Genomic DNA, 18,365 nt, shown 5'->3' on the forward strand with positions numbered 1-18,365 from the left:
AGTTCAACCGCCCTGCTTCTGGGAGGGATTGACCCCCGGCCGTATATTCCGCGGCCGGTCGCCCACCGAAGTGGGTACTAGTGGATAGTAGCACTCCGCAGCTTCGCCAGAGTTGCACTCGACTCGCCTTGTGCTGCAAGCCTATTCAGCACGGCGTCCGCTGGCCGCGGGACCGATTGGCCGCACAGCTTGCACCGGAGGTCGTCGGCAAACCCGGATCCGGGTGTGCCTCGCTTTCGCAGGGTTCCGCGGGAATGCCAGCGGCCGTCGATCCGGATGAACTGGTCGATCTTGGCGACTTTGCCGCGAGCGTGCTTCCGGCTGTCACACACCACGACGACGACGGTCGGACCGCCACCCGTTTCGCCGATGTCGGGCACGCTCACGCCTTCCATTCGATCTGGACGTATTCGGGATCGAACCCGCCGCGGGTGCGCGGCGCCGGCAGGACCGTGACGGTCATCAGCACGTCCAGGATCGCGCGCCGCTGGCCGAGCGTCAGACCGTCGGAACGGTCCTCGACCGTGCCGAACCACAGCGCGCGAAGATCCTTCGCGCCGGCGAGCATCTGCATCGGGTTGCGCCGGCCGGCCGAAGCGAGCGCCTTCGCGAGTTGGTCCTCTTTCGCGGCAAGCTGCTCGGTGCCGACCGCAAGTTGACGCGCGGTGATCTCGCCGGCGGCGAACATGCCGGCTAGTTGGTCCTGGCGCTCGCGCACGGCCAGCAGTTCGACGCGCGTCGCAGTGGTGTCCTGGTCAGGGTCGGCCGCGAGGAACCGGTCGAGCAATCCTGGTTCGGACAGCCGCCGCACGATCACTTCTTCGATGTAGGCGTCGAGGCTGCCTGCCTCGCGGGTGACGTGCCCGCCGCCGTCGCGGATGTTGCGGTTCCCGCAGCGGTAGGTGTTCCGCTTGACGCTGCCGCCGGTGCCGACGCGCAGCTGCGCTTCGCCGCAGACGCCGCACACGTACAGGCCTGAACCGAGCCAGCGCACGGTTCCGCCGCGACCGCCGTTGGTTCGGCGGGCCGGATCGGACAGGATCGAACAGGCAGCGCGCCAGGTGTCCTCGGGCACGATCGGAGGCCAGACCGCCGGCCCGACAATCTCGCCGCGGTACGACGACAGGCCAGCCGTGCGCGGTCGCATGATCGTGTCTTTGAGCGCGACCGACGTCCACGGCCCGCGGGCAGTCGCCGTCGGGATGCCGCGCTCGTTGAGGTCGCGCACCAGCGAGCGCAGCGACACCCCGGACACGATCGCTTCGGTCGCCTTCGCAATCTCGGCGGCTTCCGACGGCCGGATCGTCACGCCGTCCTTCTCGAAGCCGTAGGGGCGGATCCCGCCGTGCCAGCCGCCGGCCTTCGCCTGCTGCTGGCGCGCGCGCCGGATCCGCTCGCCCTTGTGCTCGGACTCGTACCGCGCCCAGGCGCCGAGCGTGCGGGCGACGGCGCGACCCGAGGGGGTCGACAGATCCCACGCGCCGGCCTGGACGGTGTGCGTCTGGATGCCGAACCGCTCCGACAGGTCGATGTACGTCTCTAGTTCGAGCGGGGAACGGTGCAGCCGGTCGGGGTGCCACGCGAGAACGACGTCGAGCGCGCCTGCCTCGACGTCGGCGAGCAGCGCGTCGTACTGCGGTCGGCGCTTGCCGCTGTAGGCCGATATGTCGTTGTCGACGAGCACACTGCGGACGTCGAGCCCGAGACTGCTCGCGAGCTTCCGACAGTCCTGCTCTTGGCGCTCGACGCCGAGACGGGTGCCGTCCCGGTCCTGGCTGATTCGCACGTAGATCGCTGCCCGAACTCCCATGCCTGTAAGTGTGCCACAGGTTGAGAGTCGGGAAGACGACGCTACTGGCCGCCGTCCTGGCTGCCGTGGCCCCCGACGAGCGCATCGTGTGCATCGAGGACGCCCCGGAGCTCGCGCCGAACCACCCGCACCTGGTCAAGCTCGTCGCGCGGCGCCCCAACGTCGAGGGAATCGGTGAGGTGACGGTGCGGGACCTGGTCAGACAGGCCCTCCGGATGAGACCCGACCGGATCGTGGTCGGTGAAGTCCGCGGCGTGGAAGTGGTCGATCTGCTTGCGGCGCTGAACACCGGCCATGACGGCGGAGCCGGCACCGTGCACGCGAACAGCCCGGCGGAGGTGCCGGCCCGCCTCGAGGCGCTGGCCGCTGTCGGCGGTCTCGACCGTGCCGCGTTGCACAGCCAGCTGGCCGCGGCCGTGCAGGTGATCGTCCACGTCACCCGCAACCGCGCGGGCCAACGCAGTCTCGACGAGATCGCGGTGTTGCGGCCAGGACCGGATGGCCGGGTACACACCGCGACCGCCTGGCACATCGACCGCGGCTTCGGTGAGGGCGCAGAGCACCTGCGGAAGCTTGTTACGCGGCGGGACCGCTGGTGAGCGGCGCCGCCATCACGCTGGCGCTGGCGTTGCTGGTGGCGCCGGGACCGCAGCGACACCGGGCACATCGGCAGGCGGCGAGCGCGCGATCGCGGCCGCGGATACCTGTCGTGGCAAGCCTGCTGCCTGCGGTGCTGGTCGTCGCGGCCTTGGTGCCGACGGGCGTGGCGGTGGCCGTGGGCATCGTCGCCGTGACCGGTGCGCTGCGTCGCGGTCGACGGCTCGGGCAGCGCCGTCGCACCGCCGAGGCGACCCTGCTGCAGGGCGCGCTCGACGTGCTGGTGGGGGAGTTGCGGATCGGCGCGCACCCGGTGGCGGCGTTCGACGCGGCGGCCAGGGAAGTCGACGGATTCGTCGCCGAGTCGTTGCGGACCGTGGCGGCGCGGGCCCGCATGGGCGCCGACGTCGCGGCGGGCCTGCACAGCGTCGCCCGGCGGTCGTCGCTGCCCGCCCACTGGGAGCGCCTCGCGGTGTGCTGGCAGTTGGCCCACGCGCACGGTCTGGCCGTCGCGACGCTGATGCAGACCGCGCAGCGCGACATCGCCGCGCGCGAACGGTTCTGCGCCCAGGTGGCGGCGGGCATGGCGGGCGCGAGAACCACCGCAACGGTTCTCGCGGGGCTGCCGGTGCTCGGCATCGGACTCGGCCAGCTGATCGGCGCCGAGCCGGTGCGCTTCCTGCTGTGGGGCGGTGCGGGGCAGTGGCTGCTCGCCGTCGGCGTGGCGCTGTCGTGCGCGGGCCTGACGTGGTCGGATCGCATCACCGGCCGGGTGATGCGATGACGCTGGCCGCACTGCTACTGGCGGTTGCGCTTCTTATTCGTGTCCATTCGTCACGGTCGCGGCTGCGCACCGTCGCGGCGTCCGGGGGTGCCTCAACCGCCGCAGCGCGCACCGGCGACCCGCTGGCGCTGGCGTCCACGCTCGATGTGCTCGCGGCCTGCCTGCGCTCGGGCATGCCGGTCTCGACGGCCGCCTCGGCGGCCGTGTCGTCGGCGCCGCCCCAGCTGGCAGGACCGCTGGACCGGGCCGCACACCTCCTCGCCCTGGGCGCCCACCCGTCAACGGTCTGGTCGAGTCCGGCCGAGACCGCCGACCGCCACATCGAGGCGTTCATGCGGCTGGCGCGGCGATCGGCCGCCTCGGGCATGGCGCTGGCGCAGGGGATCGAAGAGTTGGCCGCGCGCTCGCGTGACGACGCCGCGGACGACGCCCGGGCCGCCGCCGAGCGGGCTTCGGTGTTGATAGCGGGCCCACTGGGCGGGTGCTACCTGCCTGCCTTCGTATGCCTGGGGATCGTGCCCGTGGTCGCCGGGCTGGCCGGCGACGTGCTGCAGTCGGGACTGCTGTGAGCGGCAGTCGGGAAGGAAAGATGGAATATGTTGCCGAACAGGCAGATTCGCGCTCTTCAAGCTCGGCTGACGATGTTGATGATGGAGGAGGACGGGATGTCGACGGTCGAGTATGCGATCGGCACGATCGCCGCGGCGGCCTTCGGTGCGATCCTCTACACGGTCGTGACCGGCGACTCGATCGTCAACGCGCTGACCAACATCATCAGCCGGGCGCTGAAGACCAATGTCTAGCCGGAGACACCGGTGCGGCCACGGTCGAGGCGGCGTTCGCAGTGGCGGCGCTGGTTGCGGTGCTCATCTGTTGCGTGGCCGGGCTCACCGCGGTGTCGATGCAGCTCCGGTGTGTCGACGCGGCGCGTGAAGCGGCGCGACTGGCTGCCAGGGGCGGCGACGGAATCGGTGCGGCCCGCACCATCGCTCCGGACGGGGCGAACGTGCGCGTCGACGCCGACGCCACTTCGGTCGTCGCCACTGTCACGGCGCGGTCCCCGCTGCTGCCAGGCCTGGCCATCGCGGCGCGGGCGGTGGCGATGGTGGAGCCTGGCCTGCCGTGACGAGGGGTCGGCCGCCGTGGTGGCCGTTGCGATGATCGGGGTGCTGATGGCGACCACCGTCGGCGCCGGTTATGTCGGCGCCGCGGTAGTCGCCCGGCATCGTGCGCAGTCCGCCGCCGATCTGGCCGCGCTGGCCGCAGCGGGTCGTCTGGCCGGCGGTGCCGGGGTGGCCTGTGGGCAGGCCGCCGTGGTGGCTACGGCGATGCGGGCGACCGTCGTGCGATGCGACACCGACGGCCTCGATGTGGTTGTCGCAGTAGCGGTTCCGGTGGAGCTGGGGCGCTTCGGTAGCGGGCCGGCGCATGCGGTGGCACGCGCCGGACCTGCCGCGGCGGACGGCTAGCGCCTTGGCGTGTCACTCAGCTCGGGAGATGGTCCGGTACTGTCGATCGCCGCGGCGGCGAGCTCGTCGGCGCTGGGCCTGCGCAGTGTGGCCAGTCCGGCGTAGACGTCGTCGTCGATCTCGACCCGGTTGAGGGTGACATGCACCGGCGTCCACTCGCCGTCATGCCCGCTCGGCATCCGCAGCACGCCCGACGCCGTGCCGGTCGCGAAATCGTCGACCATGCGGGCCATCTCGGGGCGGTCCGCGGAATGCACCACATGTTCACCTGCCAGGCCGGCGCGCCAGTCGAAGAACGGCGCCGGATCGTCGAGCCACTTCAGCAGCGTCCAGTTCGACAGGTCCACCAACGCGCGGTGCACCCCTGGTTGCGCCAGCCCGTTGAGTATTCGTTGCGCGAGCTGATCCGGCGAGGACGCCGACTCTTCGGGCTCGCCGCGCCAGTTCATCGCCCGGCAGAGCAGCCGTTCGGCGCCGTCATCGGTGGCCTCGAGCACCGTGCGGGCGACGAACCCGACCGTGATCGGCTCGCCTCGGTAGTCGACCACGTCCCATGAACCGCACAGCGTCGTACCCGGTTCGCGCCTGATCGCCATGGCGAGCACCTTGGCTTCGCTCGGGTTCAGTTCGCGCTTGGGCAGGTCGTCGGCGAAGGTGCGGTTGCGGGTCGGCGCGTGTGTGGGGTCCCAGCCGCTGTTCTGCAGGGCCTCGGCCGTATCGGTGGCGATCCCGGTGTCCAGATCCCACACCAGCGGACCGGGCACCGGCCGGTCGGGTGGTTCCATGTCCGGCAGCCCGATCCACAGGTGAACGCCGTGGATGCGCCCGTCGGTCATCGGCACCACTTCCGTGCGGATCACGCGGTCGTTCTTCGGCGTGATGCTGCTGAGCCCCTGACCGGCGCGCACAGTCTCCCCGATGGCGGTCTGAATGGCCATCAGGTGGGGATTGCGCCTCAGAAACACCGTGATCGGGATCAGATTCTTGGTCCGCCGACCCTGGGCGACCAAGGTGGGCTCAGTGCCCAGCGTTTCCACGAGCAGCCAGTCGTGGTTCATGACCGGCATTTTACGGTGGACCGATTTTCGCCGCGGCGTCTACGAGAGGCTGCGGATTCCGTCGATTCCATACCAATGCCCGGTTTGTCGCGGGTGGCGGACAAGCGCCGAGACTGTTGCGATCAGCCCGTTGACGCGGTACTTTTCGCCTGCACCCGGCTTTTCGGGATTGGGAACGGATCGCGTTGTCCGGCCGTTCGCCGCGACGATCTGTGTGCTCGGCGCCTTGCGCGCCCCAAGCCGCGGGTACGCGTGGGGGCGACCGTCGAGGGGTCGGTCGCCCCTATTCGCGTGCTCACCGCGATTCCCTTGCCAGCTCATCGATCACCAGTCGCAGCACCCTCACCGCGCCTGCCTTGTCCAACGGGTCGTTGGCGTTGCCGCACTTGGGCGACTGCACGCACGACGGGCAGCCTGCCGGGCAATCGCACGCCTCGATGGCATCGGCCGTCGCGGTCCACCACGTGTCGATGCTGCGGAATCCGCGGTCGGCGAAACCGGCCCCGCCCGGGTAGCCGTCGTAGACGAATATCGTCGGGAGCCCGTCGACGGGGCCGACGGCGGTGGAGACCCCGCCGATGTCCCCGCGGTCGCAACTGGCCACCAGCGGCAGCAGTCCGATGGCGGCGTGTTCCGCGGCGTGCAACGCGCCGGGAACGCGGAGCATCTCGATGCCGTTGCGGTGCAAGGCCTCCGGCGCGATAGTGCACATCACCGCTGTGGTGTCCAGGGTGCGGGTGGGCATGTCGAGTTCCACGAAGTCGATCACCTCGCCCGTCAGACGCCGCCGCAGGTATCCGATCACCGTGTTGGTCACCGAAACCGGGACCAGCCCAACTGTCACCGGCCCGAACGTCTTTCGCTCGCCTTGTCCGGTGACCGCGATGTCGGTCAGTTCGCGGGCCGAGGTCGTGTAGCCGGGGTCACCCTCATGGACGAACGCGACGCCGTCCTCGAAGTCGAGCTCGTCGACCACGTAGCTCTCGCCCTGATGCAGGTACACCGCGCCGGGATGCACCGACGCCGGCGCCTGGCCGGCCCCAGTACTGCCCAGCATCCGTCCCGTGCCGGCCTCCAGGATCGCGATCTGTCCACCCGAGGAGCCGCGGATGTCGACGGCCGGATGGGGATCAACGCCCGGCGCGGGGAAGTAGCCGTTCGCGCGCCGACGCAGCAGACCGTTGTCGACGAGTGCCTCGGCCACCGCCTCGGCATCCCACAGCCGCACCTCGGCGTCGGTCAGCGCAAGCTCGGTCGCCGCGCACAGCAGTTGCGGGCCGAGCACGTAAGGGTTGGTCGGATCGATCACCACGCGTTCGATCGGCTTGTCCAGCAACGCCGCTGGATGGTGCACCAGGTACGTGTCGAGCGGGTCGTCGCGGGCGATGAGCACGATCAGCGCCCCCTGGCCACGCCGGCCGGAGCGGCCGGCCTGCTGCCAGAACGACGTCACCGAGCCGGGGAAGCCGGCCAGCACCACGGCGTCCAGTCCCGCGATGTCGACGCCGAGTTCGAGCGCGTTCGTCGTCGCCAGCCCGCGCAATTCGCCGTCGGACAACGCCCGTTCCAGCGCCCGGCGGTCCTCGGCGAGGTAGCCGGCACGGTAGGACGCCACCCGGTCGGCGAGGTCGGGGGCGAGTTGCTCGAGTCGCGCGCGGGCACCCAGCGCGGTCAATTCGGCACCGCGACGCGATCTGACGAACGTCAGCATGCGGGCGCCTTCGGCGACGAGGTCGGCCATCACGCTCGCTGCCTCCGCACCCGCCGAACGGCGTACCGGGGCACCGTTTTCACCGACCAGATCGGCGAGCAGCGGTGGCTCCCACAACGCCACCGTGCGGGCGCCGTGCGGCGACCCGTCGTCGGTCACCTCGGTGACGGTCTGTCCGATCAACTCAGAGGCGGTCGCGGCGGGCGCCGCCGTCGTCGCGCTGGCGAAGATCACCGCAGGCGACGATCCGTAGCGGGTGCACAACCGCAGCAGCCGGCGCAGCACCATAGCCACGTTCGACCCGAAAATGCCCCGGTAGTAGTGGCATTCGTCGACGACGACGTAGCGCAGGTGACGCAGGAACACCGCCCAGCGGGCGTGGTTGCGCAGCAGCGAGAGGTGGATCATGTCGGGGTTGGAGAAGATCCACCGTGACCGCTCGCGGGCGAACCTTCGCACGTCGGTGGGACTGTCCCCGTCGTAGGAACTCGGCGCGACATCGGCCAGTGGCACGGCCTCGGTCAGCGCGACCGCGGACCGAAGTTGGTCGTGGCCCAGCGCCTTGGTGGGCGACAGGTAGAGCACGCGGGCGCGCGAATCCGTCTTCAGGGCGGTCAGTATCGGCAGCTGGTAGGCCAGCGACTTGCCCGACGCGGTACCGGTGGACAACACCACGTGGCGTCCGGCGTGGGCCAGGTCGGCCGCGGCGCGCTGATGCGACCACGGACCCGCGATACCCCGATCATGGAACGCTCGCACTACATCTGGATGGGCCCACGGTGGCCATGCCTGGGGGCGGCCCTGACGGGCCGGCAGATCGGCCACGTGGCGCAACGGATTCTGCCCCCCGCTCGCCGTGCCTTCGACCGCGCAGGCGAGCAACTCGCGGCCGAAATCAGCCATCGGATGCCTCCCACAGACCGGTTGTAGGGGAATTGTTCCCCACTTGCGTGCCTCCAGACTGTCGCCGCAGCCCGGAACATGATTGACTAAGCGCGGTCGCAGCTTCTGTGTTCGTGTATAAGCACTCGCAGGAACGACGTTGCGATCGCGGTTCCTGCGAGGGTTGTAGGTCGGGTCGAGTTCCGAACACTCCACGAAGGTATGGCGGTCGGAACCGGCCCGGTGCACCGATACGCGGTGGACCGCACCCGGTGAATAAGAGAAGGAAAAAACAGGAAATGCCACAGGGAACTGTGAAGTGGTTCAACGCGGAGAAGGGCTTCGGCTTCATCGCCCCGGAGGACGGCTCCGCTGATGTGTTTGTCCACTACACGGAGATCCAGGGGAACGGTTTCCGCACCCTGGAAGAGAACCAGAAGGTCGAGTTCGAGGTTGGCCAGAGCCCCAAGGGGCCGCAGGCCACGGGCGTCCGGACCATCTAGCTAGACCCCGATCCAAGGCAACACCCCGCGTACTTCCGATTCGGAACGGCGCGGGGTGTTCGCATTTGTCGGCGCACTGCGGCCCGCCGGGGACGCAGTTGCGCCCGACTGGCCTACTGTCGATCTGTGAGCCAGCTGTCGTTCTTCTCGGCTGAATCGGTGCCGCCCGCGGTCGCCGATCTCACCGGGCTGCTCGCCGCGCCGGGGCAGGTTGTGCTGGTCGGCGGGCCTGAAGAGCAGGGTGCCCGGCTGTCGGTGGTCGTCGATGCGGTGTGGCGCGCCGAGGGACTGGCCGAGATGATCATCGACGCCGGTCTGGAGCCCGAGGTCTCCCGGACCGACGAGAACACGCCGCTGGTGCGCACCACGGTGGACGCACGGTTGGTGCCGATCGCCCGCGACTGGACGCGCGGCGCCGTCAAGACCGTGCCGCCGCAGTGGCTGCCCGGTCCGCGCGAACTGCGGGCCTGGACGCTGGCCGCCGGCACCCCAGAGGCCGACCGGTATCTCCTGGGGCTGGACCCGCACGCACCCGATACGTACTCGCCGCTGGCGTCGGCGATGATGCGGGTGGGAATCGCACCGACGCTGATCGGCACTCGCGGCTCGCATCCGGCGCTGCGAATCAGTGGCCGGCGACGGCTATCGCGCCTGGTAGAGAACGTGGGGGAACCGCCGGGTCACGTGGAGGCGTTCCACCGGTGGCCGCGTATCTGAGGGTCGTGAACAGGGGGGTCAGTTTGCGTCGGCCCGCGGGGGATGCGAAATTGTCTGTTGCCGTCCACGTCGGCGGGCCGCCTCGGTGCGGTTCCCGGCCTGGTGGGCGGATGAAGAAGTGGAGTGTACTGACAGGTGGCTGACGGGGACGGCAGCAAGAGCGGTCGCAGCGGCAACGTCCGGCGGCTGGTGATTGTCGAGTCGCCGACCAAGGCGCGCAAGATCGCCGGCTACCTGGGCTCCAACTACATCGTCGAGTCGTCTCGCGGGCACATCCGCGACCTGCCGCGCGCCGCGGCCGACGTGCCCGCGAAGTACAAGTCAGAGCCATGGGCACGTCTCGGGGTGAACGTCGACGCCGACTTCGAACCGCTCTACATCATCAGCCCGGACAAGAAGAGCACCGTCGCAGAGCTCAAGGACAAGCTCAAGAACGTCGACGAGCTGTATCTGGCCACCGACGGTGACCGGGAGGGCGAGGCCATCGCCTGGCATCTACTGGAGACGCTCAAGCCGCGCATCCCCGTCAAGCGGATGGTGTTCCACGAGATCACCGAGCCCGCCATCCGCGCCGCCGCCGAGGATCCGCGCGAACTGGACAACGACCTCGTCGACGCCCAGGAGACCAGGCGCATCCTGGACCGCCTGTACGGCTACGAGGTCAGCCCCGTGCTGTGGAAGAAGGTCGCGCCGAAGTTGTCGGCAGGCCGGGTGCAGTCGGTCGCCACGCGCATCATCGTGCAGCGCGAGCGCGAGCGGATGGCGTTCCGCAGCGCGGGCTACTGGGACGTCACCGCTGAACTCGACGCCAGCGTCTCCGACCCGCAGGCCACCCCGCCGACGTTCACGGCGAAGCTGAACTCCGTCGACGGGCGCCGGGTGGCCACCGGCCGCGACTTCGACTCCCTCGGGGAACTCAAGAAGCCCGACGAGGTGCGGGTGCTCGACGAGGCCGCCGCCAACGCGCTGGCGGCCGGGCTGCGCGGCGCACAGCTCGCGGTGTCGTCGGTCGAACAGAAGCCCTACACCCGGCGGCCGTACGCGCCGTTCATGACGTCGACGCTGCAGCAGGAGGCCGGCCGCAAGCTGCGGTTCTCCTCCGAGCGCACGATGAGCATCGCGCAGCGGCTCTACGAGAACGGCTACATCACCTACATGCGCACCGACTCGACCACTCTGTCGGCCAGCGCTGTCGATGCCGCGCGCAACCAGGCGCGTCAGCTCTACGGCGAGGAGTATCTGCATCCCTCGCCGCGGCAGTACACCCGGAAGGTGAAGAACGCGCAGGAGGCCCACGAGGCCATCCGGCCCGCCGGTGATGTGTTCCAGACACCGGGCCAGCTGCACTCGGCGCTCGACACCGACGAGTTCCGGCTCTACGAGCTGATCTGGCAACGCACGGTCGCCTCGCAGATGGCCGATGCGCGCGGCACCACGCTGAGCCTGCGCATCGCCGGGACCTCCCGTTCGGGCGAGGAGGTCGTGTTCAACGCCAGCGGGCGCACCATCACCTTCGCCGGCTTCCTGAAGGCCTACGTCGAGAGCATCGACGACCTTGCAGGTGGTGAGGCCGACGACGCCGAGAGCCGGCTGCCGAACCTGACACAGGGCCAGCGGGTGGACGCCAAGGAGTTGACCGCCGACGGGCACGCCACCTCGCCGCCCGCTCGCTACACCGAGGCGTCGCTGATCAAGGCCCTGGAAGACCTGGGCATCGGCCGGCCGTCGACCTACAGCTCGATCATCAAGACCATCCAGGACCGCGGCTACGTCCACAAGAAGGGCAGCGCGCTGGTTCCGTCCTGGGTGGCGTTCGCCGTGATCGGTCTGCTGGAGCAGCATTTCGCCCGGCTCGTCGACTACGACTTCACCGCGGCGATGGAAGACGAACTCGACGAAATCGCGGCGGGTCATGAGCGACGGACCAACTGGCTGTCGAACTTCTACTTCGGCGGCGAGCACGGCGTCGACGGTTCGATTGCGCGCGCCGGCGGCCTGAAGAAGTTGGTGGGCGGCAATCTCGAAGAGATCGACGCGCGAGAAGTCAACTCCATCAAGCTCTTCGACGACGCCGAGGGGCGCGCGGTCAATGTCCGCGTCGGCCGCAACGGCGCCTATCTGGAGCGCATGGTCACAGACTCGAACGCTTCCGACGGTGAGACCACCCCGCAGCGCGCCAACCTCAAGGACGAACTCACCCCCGACGAGTTGACGCTCGAGCTCGCCGAAAAGCTCTTCGCGACACCGCAAGAGGGCCGCTCGCTCGGTGTCGATCCGCAGACCGGTCACGAGATCGTGGCCAAGGACGGTCGCTACGGACCGTATGTCACCGAGGTGCTGCCCGAACCCGACCCCGATGATGACGGCGGCGCCGGGTCCGGCGCGAAGAAGAAGAGGCCGACCGGCCCCAAGCCGCGGACCGGCTCGCTGCTGCGGTCGATGGATCTGGAGACCGTGACCCTCGAGGATGCGCTCAAGCTGTTGTCGCTGCCGCGGGTGGTCGGTGTGGATCCCGAGAGCGGGGAGGAGATCACCGCGCAGAACGGCCGCTACGGCCCGTATCTCAAGCGCGGCACCGACTCCCGGTCGCTGGCCACCGAGGATCAGATTTTCGAGATCACCCTCGACGAGGCGCTGAAAATCTACGCCGAGCCGAAACGCCGTGCCGGGCAACGCGCCTCGGCGCCGCCGCTGCGCGAACTGGGCAACGACCCGGCCTCCGGCAAACCGATGGTGATCAAGGACGGCCGCTTCGGTCCGTATGTCACCGACGGCGAGACGAACGCCAGCCTGCGCAAGGGCGACGACGTGCTGTCGATCACCGACGAGCGCGCCGCCGAACTGCTTGCCGACCGCCGGGCGCGCGGTCCGGTGAAGCGCACCAGGAAAGCAGCGAAGAAGTCGCCTGCGAAGAAGGCCGCGAAGAAGGCCGCCAAGAAGAGCTAGCTACCGGGTGGCCTCGCTGGACATCTGGTCGCTTCGGCCCTGGTTGTCGGGCGTCAGCAGGTTCAAGGGCCGGGCCAGTTGGGTCGGTGCGGTGCGTCCGCGCAGGTTGACGATCTCGCCGACGTCCCAGCACAGCGCCTCGGAGTCGAGCGCACCGCTGACCGCGATGGCCGACGCGAGCACGTGGCCCTCCTCGAGCTTGGCCAGCTCCGTCAGCCGCGCCGCCTCGTTGACCGGATCGCCGATCACCGTGTACTCGAAGCGGGCCTGCGCGCCGATGTGTCCGGCGATCGCGCGGCCGGCCGACACCCCGATGCCGAACTCGGTCTGGCCCAGCACCTCGATGAGCTCGTCGTGCAGTTCGCGGGACGCGGCCAGCGCCCCGCCGCAGGCGTCGGGATGCTCGATCGGGGCGCCGAAGATGGCCAGCGCCGCGTCGCCCTGGAATTTGTTGACGAAGCCGCCGTGGCGATTCACCGTGTCGACGACCACGCGGAAGAAGTCGTTGAGCAGGTTCACCACCTCGCTGGCCGGGATGGTGGCGGCCAGCTGCGTCGACCCGACGAGGTCGACGAACAGCACCGCGACGTCACGTTCCTGTCCGCCGAGTTCGGTGCCGCGCTCCAGCGCGCGGCGGGCGACGTCCTCGCCGACGTATCGGCCGAAGAGGTCGCGCAGCCGCTGACGCTCGGCCAAGTCGCGGACCATGTCGTTGAAGCCGGCCTGCAAGAGGCCCAGCTCACTGGCGTCGTAGATCTGCATGTGTGCGTTGTAGTTGCCGCGCTGCACCTCGCCCAGTGCCCAGCGCAGCTGGCGCAGCGGGTCGGCGATCGACATCGCCACCAGCACGGTGCCCGCGAGCCCGACCAGCAAGGCGATGATCGCGAGCAGCAGGATCGGGGTGGTGAGCCGGTCGGCAGGCGCTGTGAGCACCTCGAACTTGCTGGCAACCAGCGCGAGCACGATCGTCAGGATCGGGACACCGGTGGACAACACCCACGTCATGACCTGCCGGAGGATCACGCCCGGGGCATGGAAGTTCTCCGGCACACCGCCGCGCAGCGCGGCCACCGCCACGGGACGCAGCACGCGCTCGGACTGCAGGTAGCCGATGATGGCCGTCGCCGTGGCGCCCAGTCCGGTCGCAACGGCCACCACGGGCGCCGACTTGCTGGCGACCGGCCAGCTGGCGACGATGAACACCACCGAGCCGAGCAACCAGTTCCCGACGCTGATCAGGGAGCGGAAGTACGGCATCTTCAGCGCCCGGGTGCGTGCCACCTCCGTTTCGGTGGGATCGCGATCGCCGAGCAGCATGTCGCGGCGCTGCCAGCGCATCACCGGGATCAGCAGCCGCAAGCTCACATACGACGCGACCGTGAAGGAGATGAACAGAAAGCCGAGGAACACCGCCAGGTTGAAGGTGGGCAGATCCTGCAGTTGGATGCGGTCCTCCGGCGGCAGGCCGAAGCGTAGGAAACCCAGCACGATCAGCGCGCCGATGATGTCCGCCTGCAGGATGCCCAGCATGAACACCGGCCACGGGGTACGCGCCACCCAGCGGACGAATGCACCGATTCGCCCGAAGGGCATCGCCTCCGTGGTCATCGCTCAACCGTATCGGGCCGGGGGGACGGAAACGGCTGCAGTGGGACGGACGTGTCGGTTCGCAGCACTACTGTTATCTGCGATGAGCGGTGTTTTCTCGCGTCTGGTGGGCCAGCAGGCTGTGGAGAACGAGTTGGTGGCCGCGGCCCGCGCCGCCCGCGGTGAGGCTGCTCACAACGACCAGATCCTGGGCACCATGACACACGCCTGGCTCATCACGGGCCCGCCGGGCTCCGGTCGCTCGGTGGCCGCGCTGTGCTTCGCCGCGGCGCTGCAGTGCACCTCCGATGGCGTGCCGGGCTGTGGTGAGTGCCGGGCGTGCACGACCACAATGGCAGGTACGCACGCCGACGTGCGACGCATCATTCCCGAGGGGCTGTCGATCGGTGTCGACGACATGCGCGCCATCGTCCAGATCGCTTCGCGGCGGCCAGGCACCGGCCGCTGGCAGATCGTGCTGATCGAGGACGCGGACCGGCTGACCGAGGGCGCGGCGAACGCCCTGCTGAAGGTCGTCGAGGAGCCGCCGCCGTCCACAGTGTTCCTGTTGTGCGCGCCGTCGGTGGATCCCGAGGACATCGCGATCACGCTGCGCTCGCGGTGCCGGCATGTCGCGCTGGTGACGCCTCCGGTGGAGGCGATCGCGCAGGTGCTCATGGACGGCGACGGGTTGTCCGAGGACGAGGCCCGATGGGCGGCGTCGGTCAGCGGCGGCCACGTCGGCCGTGCCCGTCGGCTGGCCACCGATGAGGAAGCCCGCGAGCGTCGCACGCGGGCGTTGATGCTGGCCCGCGACGCCGCGACGCCGTCGCGGGCCTACGCCGCGGCCGAGGAGTTGGTGGCCACGGCGGAGGCCGAGGCGCTGGCGCTGACGGTCGACCGCAACGAGGCCGAGGCGGAGGAGTTGCGCACCGCGCTCGGCGCGGGCGGCACGGGCAAGGGCACGGCGGGCACGCTGCGCGGAGCCGCGGGCGCGCTCAACGCCCTTGAGCGACGGCAGAAGTCGCGCAGGACCAGGGCGTCCCGGGATGCGCTTGACCGAGCGCTGATCGACCTGGCCATGTACTTCCGCGATGCGTTGCTGGTGTCGTCCGGCGCCACGGATGTGCAGGCCAACCACCCAGACATGGCCGACCGGATCGCCGCGATGGCCGCCCACGCCGCACCGGACAAGCTGCTGCGCTGCATAGAGGCGGTGCTGGAGTGCCGCGAAGCGCTGGCCGTCAACGTCAAGCCCAAGTTCGCGGTCGACGCGATGGTGGCGACGGTCGGTCAGGCGTTGCGCGACTGAGTTGGGTCCTCGCTAGGCCCTGCCGTAGACTCGTCCCGCCCGCTACGGCACTTGCCACCTCACGCGAGTGCTCACTCGGGCACCGGCCACCTTAGCTCAGTCGGCAGAGCGATTCACTCGTAATGAATAGGTCGGGGGTTCGATTCCCCCAGGTGGCTCCACATTTGCGATTGCCGTGGGAGTCACTTCGGCGCCACGAAACCGACGGGTCCCGACGCCATGCACACCGACAGTGCCGCGGTGTTGGCGCGCACGTCGATCGCATCCCCGGCGCCCGGTAGCCGCACGAACACCCGGTTCAACCCCGGCCGCACCGGAACCTTGACCTCGTCGCCCTCCGACAGCGACATCGTCACCGATCCGACGCTGTTGGCCAGGTAGTTGATCTCCGCGGTCCAGTCGGCCGGCAGCAGCGGCCCGTCCAACGGCATCCGCGCCGGGGCCTCCGGCTGCACCAGGTAACCGCACTGCGGGGCGGGCCCGGGCACGATGCTGCGAACCCACGTCACCTTGGCGTCCACCACCCGTCCGGAACTGTCGAGCATCCGCAGGTCGGTGGTCGCCGCGGCGAACTCGGGCCGGTCTGGCAGCAGCGCGAACAGGTGGCTGGCCCGGTTCTCCGGTCCGACCACGCGCTGCAGCACCATCGGGTCGACCTCCTGGTCGAGCATCGGCGCGTCCGACGTCCGCGCCGCCTCGGCCAGCCCGGACCTGGCGTTCTGCAGATACGGCTGGGCGGGGTTGTCACGCCAGCTGTGCAGGAAGGTCGCCGACGAGTACAGGCTGCTGACCACCACCGCCGCGAGCGCGCCGGACACCGCGACGGTCCGGACCCGTGACGAGTCCAACCACCGGGTGCCTTCGCGGTTCGGTGCGCACAGTCCGACGGCCGCCAGCAGCGCGAGCACCACGACGAGGTCGGGTAGATACCGCAACGTCTGCGCCAGTTCCAGCGCCGTGAACTGAGACGACCGCATCAGGTAGATCGGGATCTGGCACGCCACCGCGTATCCCACGGCCACCAACCACACGGGGCCGATGCGTTTCTTGCGCAGCAGTGTCACGGCCACCACGGCGGCCAGCGCGATCCAGCCTGCCACCATCACCGTCACCGGCGGTGTGCCCCACGGCGAGGCCGGCGCCCAGCGTTGCCAGTCCCACGGTCCGCCAACGAGACCGGGCACGACCCCGTGTGTGACCGACCTCCCCAGCAGCTCGGCGGTCATCGCCAGATCCAGGCTCCAGCGTTTCTGGTCGACGACGACGAGGTACACCGCCACCCACGTCGCGGTGACCGCCAGCGACGGACCCCAGAGCCGGACACCCCGGCGCCACACCTGCTTCACCGAACCCGTGCCGGTGACATGGGCCAGTAGCGCGACGACCGCGAACGCGACGAAGGGGATCACCGCCGCCTTCTCGAAGAACAGCAACCCGCCGCCGTACACGAGCAGCCCGGTGACCGCATACCGTCGATTACCGGTGCGCTGCAACAGAACAGCGTCGCCGCACACCCAGGCCATCGCCGCCAGCATCGGCAGCGAGTTCAGCGCGGCCGCCCACCAGGCAAACCCGGGCACCGCCAAGGGCGTGAAGAGCGCGAACGTCAACGGCACCAGCAGCACCGGCCGCCACCCGAGGATCACGTGCAGCGTACGCAGCAGTGCCAGCGACGTAATCAATTGCAGCACCAGCAGACTGAGCGCGGGCCACACCCAGTCCAGCGGTGCCAACCGCGTGACGGCACCCGCAAGGAGGAACGCCGCGGGCATCACGTGGCCGTCGTGATCGTCGAACAGGTATTCCGGCGACCACAGGCTGTGCGTGCCGGCGCGGCCGATCAGGATGAGATCGTCCCAGTAGAAGTAGCCACCGAACGCCAGCACCGCCCGGACGGCCGACTGCACGACGATCAGCGCGGCTGCGGTGCGGGCGACCCGGTTGCCCAGCAGTGACTTACCGCGGATAGGCGTCTCCCGCTTGTCGGCGCGCGATCCATGCCGACCGCACCATGTCCTGCAGGGAGTGGCGCATCCGCCAGCCGAGGTCGCGTGCCGCGGTCTCGCCGGACGCGACGATGCGGGCGGGATCGCCGGGCCGGCGCGGGCCGAGGGTGGGCTCGAAATCCACACCGGTGACCTCGCGGATGGCGGTCATGATCTCGCGCACCGACGTCCCGCCGCCGCTACCCAGGTTGTAGACGGGCTCGATCGGCTCACCGGCGTCCAGTCGCGCCGCGGCGGCGACGTGCGCGAGCGCGAGATCGGAGACGTGTACGTAGTCGCGCACGCAGGTGCCGTCGGGAGTGGGGTAGTCGTCGCCGTTGATCCTCGGTGTCTCACCGCGATACAGCATGTCGAACACCAACGGGAACAGGTTGTGTGGGCTGACGTCGAACAGCTCCGGTGAACCCGACCCGACGACGTTGAAGTAGCGCAGGCTGGTGTGCCGCAGACCCGAAGCGCGTCCCACGTCGCGCAGGATCCACTCGCCGATCAGTTTGCTTGCGCCATAGGGTGACTCGGGCGTGGTGGCCGTCTGCTCGGTGACGATGTCGACATCGGGGGTGCCGTAGGTGGCCGCGCTCGAGGAGAACACCAGCTTGTCGGCTCCGGTGCTGTCCATCGCTTGCAGCAGGGTGATCATCGCCGAGACGTTCTGTGTGTAGGTGTGCAGCGGCCGCTGCACCGAGACTCCGGCGTACTTGAACCCCGCGATGTGGATGACCCCCGAAACCCGGTGGTCGGCGAGCGCGCGGGTGACGAGCTCACCGTCGAGCAGGTTGCCGCGCACCAGCGGGACCGTCGCAGGCACGAACTGCTCGAGGCCGGTCGAGAGGTCGTCGATGACCACCACGGGCATGTCCGCATCCACCAGCGCACGGACCACGTGCGAACCGATGTAGCCGGCGCCGCCGGTCACCAGCCAAGTCATCTGATCGCTCTCCTTCCCGTCACCGCGGGCTCCCGGCACAGTATTCGGCCGTCGG

The 18,365-nt window shown here is 69.5% G+C and carries 15 protein-coding genes, 1 tRNA gene and 1 pseudogene; 11 read left to right on the top strand and 6 right to left on the bottom strand.

The features are described from left to right. Window positions 1-382: 382 nt before the first annotated feature. On the bottom strand, window positions 383-1,810 hold the full coding sequence (locus K3G64_RS11150; protein WP_238949871.1) for a recombinase family protein: 1,428 nt from the start codon (window positions 1,808-1,810) through the stop codon (window positions 383-385). 26 nt (window positions 1,811-1,836) lie between these two features. On the opposite strand from K3G64_RS11150, the pseudogene K3G64_RS11155 reads away from it, so the two are divergent. The 6 genes and pseudogenes from K3G64_RS11155 to K3G64_RS11180 all read left to right on the top strand — a co-directional run. Then, a pseudogene (locus tag K3G64_RS11155) lies at window positions 1,837-2,409 on the top strand (ATPase, T2SS/T4P/T4SS family); the annotation flags it as partial. After that, on the top strand, window positions 2,406-3,191 hold the full coding sequence (locus K3G64_RS11160) for a type II secretion system F family protein (protein ID WP_238949872.1): 786 nt from the start codon (window positions 2,406-2,408) through the stop codon (window positions 3,189-3,191). The pseudogene K3G64_RS11155 and the gene K3G64_RS11160, both read left to right, overlap by 4 nt. Next, window positions 3,188-3,760 (top strand): type II secretion system F family protein, encoded by a 573-nt coding sequence (locus tag K3G64_RS11165; protein ID WP_238949873.1) that lies wholly within the window; start codon window positions 3,188-3,190, stop codon window positions 3,758-3,760. Before K3G64_RS11160 ends, K3G64_RS11165 begins: the two co-directional genes overlap by 4 nt. A 27-nt stretch (window positions 3,761-3,787) precedes the next feature. Beyond that, window positions 3,788-3,994, top strand: a complete 207-nt coding sequence (locus K3G64_RS11170) for a DUF4244 domain-containing protein (protein WP_238949874.1) — start codon at window positions 3,788-3,790, stop codon at window positions 3,992-3,994. Between the two features lie 41 nt (window positions 3,995-4,035). Continuing rightward, window positions 4,036-4,317 (top strand): TadE family type IV pilus minor pilin, encoded by a 282-nt coding sequence (locus K3G64_RS11175; RefSeq protein ID WP_238949875.1) that lies wholly within the window; start codon window positions 4,036-4,038, stop codon window positions 4,315-4,317. Window positions 4,318-4,336: 19 nt separating this feature from the next. After that, window positions 4,337-4,660, top strand: a complete 324-nt coding sequence (locus K3G64_RS11180; protein ID WP_370647140.1) for an Rv3654c family TadE-like protein — start codon at window positions 4,337-4,339, stop codon at window positions 4,658-4,660. On the opposite strand, the gene K3G64_RS11185 is transcribed toward K3G64_RS11180, so the two are convergent. After that, complete coding sequence (locus K3G64_RS11185; RefSeq protein WP_238949877.1) at window positions 4,657-5,718, bottom strand: PAS domain-containing protein; 1,062 nt, start codon at window positions 5,716-5,718, stop codon at window positions 4,657-4,659. The two genes, K3G64_RS11180 and K3G64_RS11185, sit on opposite strands and share 4 nt — an antisense overlap. A 295-nt stretch (window positions 5,719-6,013) precedes the next feature. Then, window positions 6,014-8,332, bottom strand: a complete 2,319-nt coding sequence (locus tag K3G64_RS11190) for a DEAD/DEAH box helicase (protein ID WP_238949878.1) — start codon at window positions 8,330-8,332, stop codon at window positions 6,014-6,016. Between the two features lie 278 nt (window positions 8,333-8,610). Between K3G64_RS11190 and K3G64_RS11195 the strand changes: the two genes are divergently transcribed. From K3G64_RS11195 to topA, 3 genes are all read left to right on the top strand, one after another. Further along, entirely contained in the window at window positions 8,611-8,814 is a 204-nt protein-coding gene (locus tag K3G64_RS11195) for a cold-shock protein (RefSeq protein WP_238949879.1), read from the top strand. Between the two features lie 126 nt (window positions 8,815-8,940). Beyond that, a complete protein-coding gene (locus K3G64_RS11200) occupies window positions 8,941-9,531 on the top strand; it encodes a hypothetical protein (protein ID WP_238949880.1) in 591 nt (196 codons plus the stop codon). A gap of 135 nt (window positions 9,532-9,666) precedes the next feature. Continuing rightward, a complete protein-coding gene (topA, locus tag K3G64_RS11205; protein WP_238949881.1) occupies window positions 9,667-12,477 on the top strand; it encodes a type I DNA topoisomerase in 2,811 nt (936 codons plus the stop codon). Here topA and K3G64_RS11210 read toward each other — a convergent pair whose 3' ends face one another. Then, window positions 12,478-14,085, bottom strand: coding sequence for an adenylate/guanylate cyclase domain-containing protein (locus K3G64_RS11210; protein ID WP_238949882.1), 1,608 nt, complete (start codon window positions 14,083-14,085; stop codon window positions 12,478-12,480). An 82-nt stretch (window positions 14,086-14,167) separates the two neighbouring features. On the opposite strand from K3G64_RS11210, the gene K3G64_RS11215 reads away from it, so the two are divergent. Then, window positions 14,168-15,376, top strand: a complete 1,209-nt coding sequence (locus tag K3G64_RS11215) for a DNA polymerase III subunit delta' (RefSeq protein WP_238949883.1) — start codon at window positions 14,168-14,170, stop codon at window positions 15,374-15,376. A gap of 85 nt (window positions 15,377-15,461) precedes the next feature. Continuing rightward, window positions 15,462-15,537, top strand: a tRNA-Thr gene (locus tag K3G64_RS11220). Window positions 15,538-15,558: 21 nt separating this feature from the next. Here the strand turns inward: K3G64_RS11220 and K3G64_RS11225 are convergent. Together K3G64_RS11225 and galE are read right to left on the bottom strand one after the other, a co-directional pair. Beyond that, window positions 15,559-17,343 (bottom strand): hypothetical protein, encoded by a 1,785-nt coding sequence (locus tag K3G64_RS11225; protein ID WP_370647185.1) that lies wholly within the window; start codon window positions 17,341-17,343, stop codon window positions 15,559-15,561. Then, entirely contained in the window at window positions 17,333-18,310 is a 978-nt protein-coding gene (gene galE / locus K3G64_RS11230) for a UDP-glucose 4-epimerase GalE (protein ID WP_238949884.1), read from the bottom strand. Before galE ends, K3G64_RS11225 begins: the two co-directional genes overlap by 11 nt. Window positions 18,311-18,365: the final 55 nt, after the last annotated feature.

Source organism: Mycobacterium sp. IDR2000157661 (assembly GCF_022317005.1).
Lineage (GTDB): Bacteria > Actinomycetota > Actinomycetes > Mycobacteriales > Mycobacteriaceae > Mycobacterium.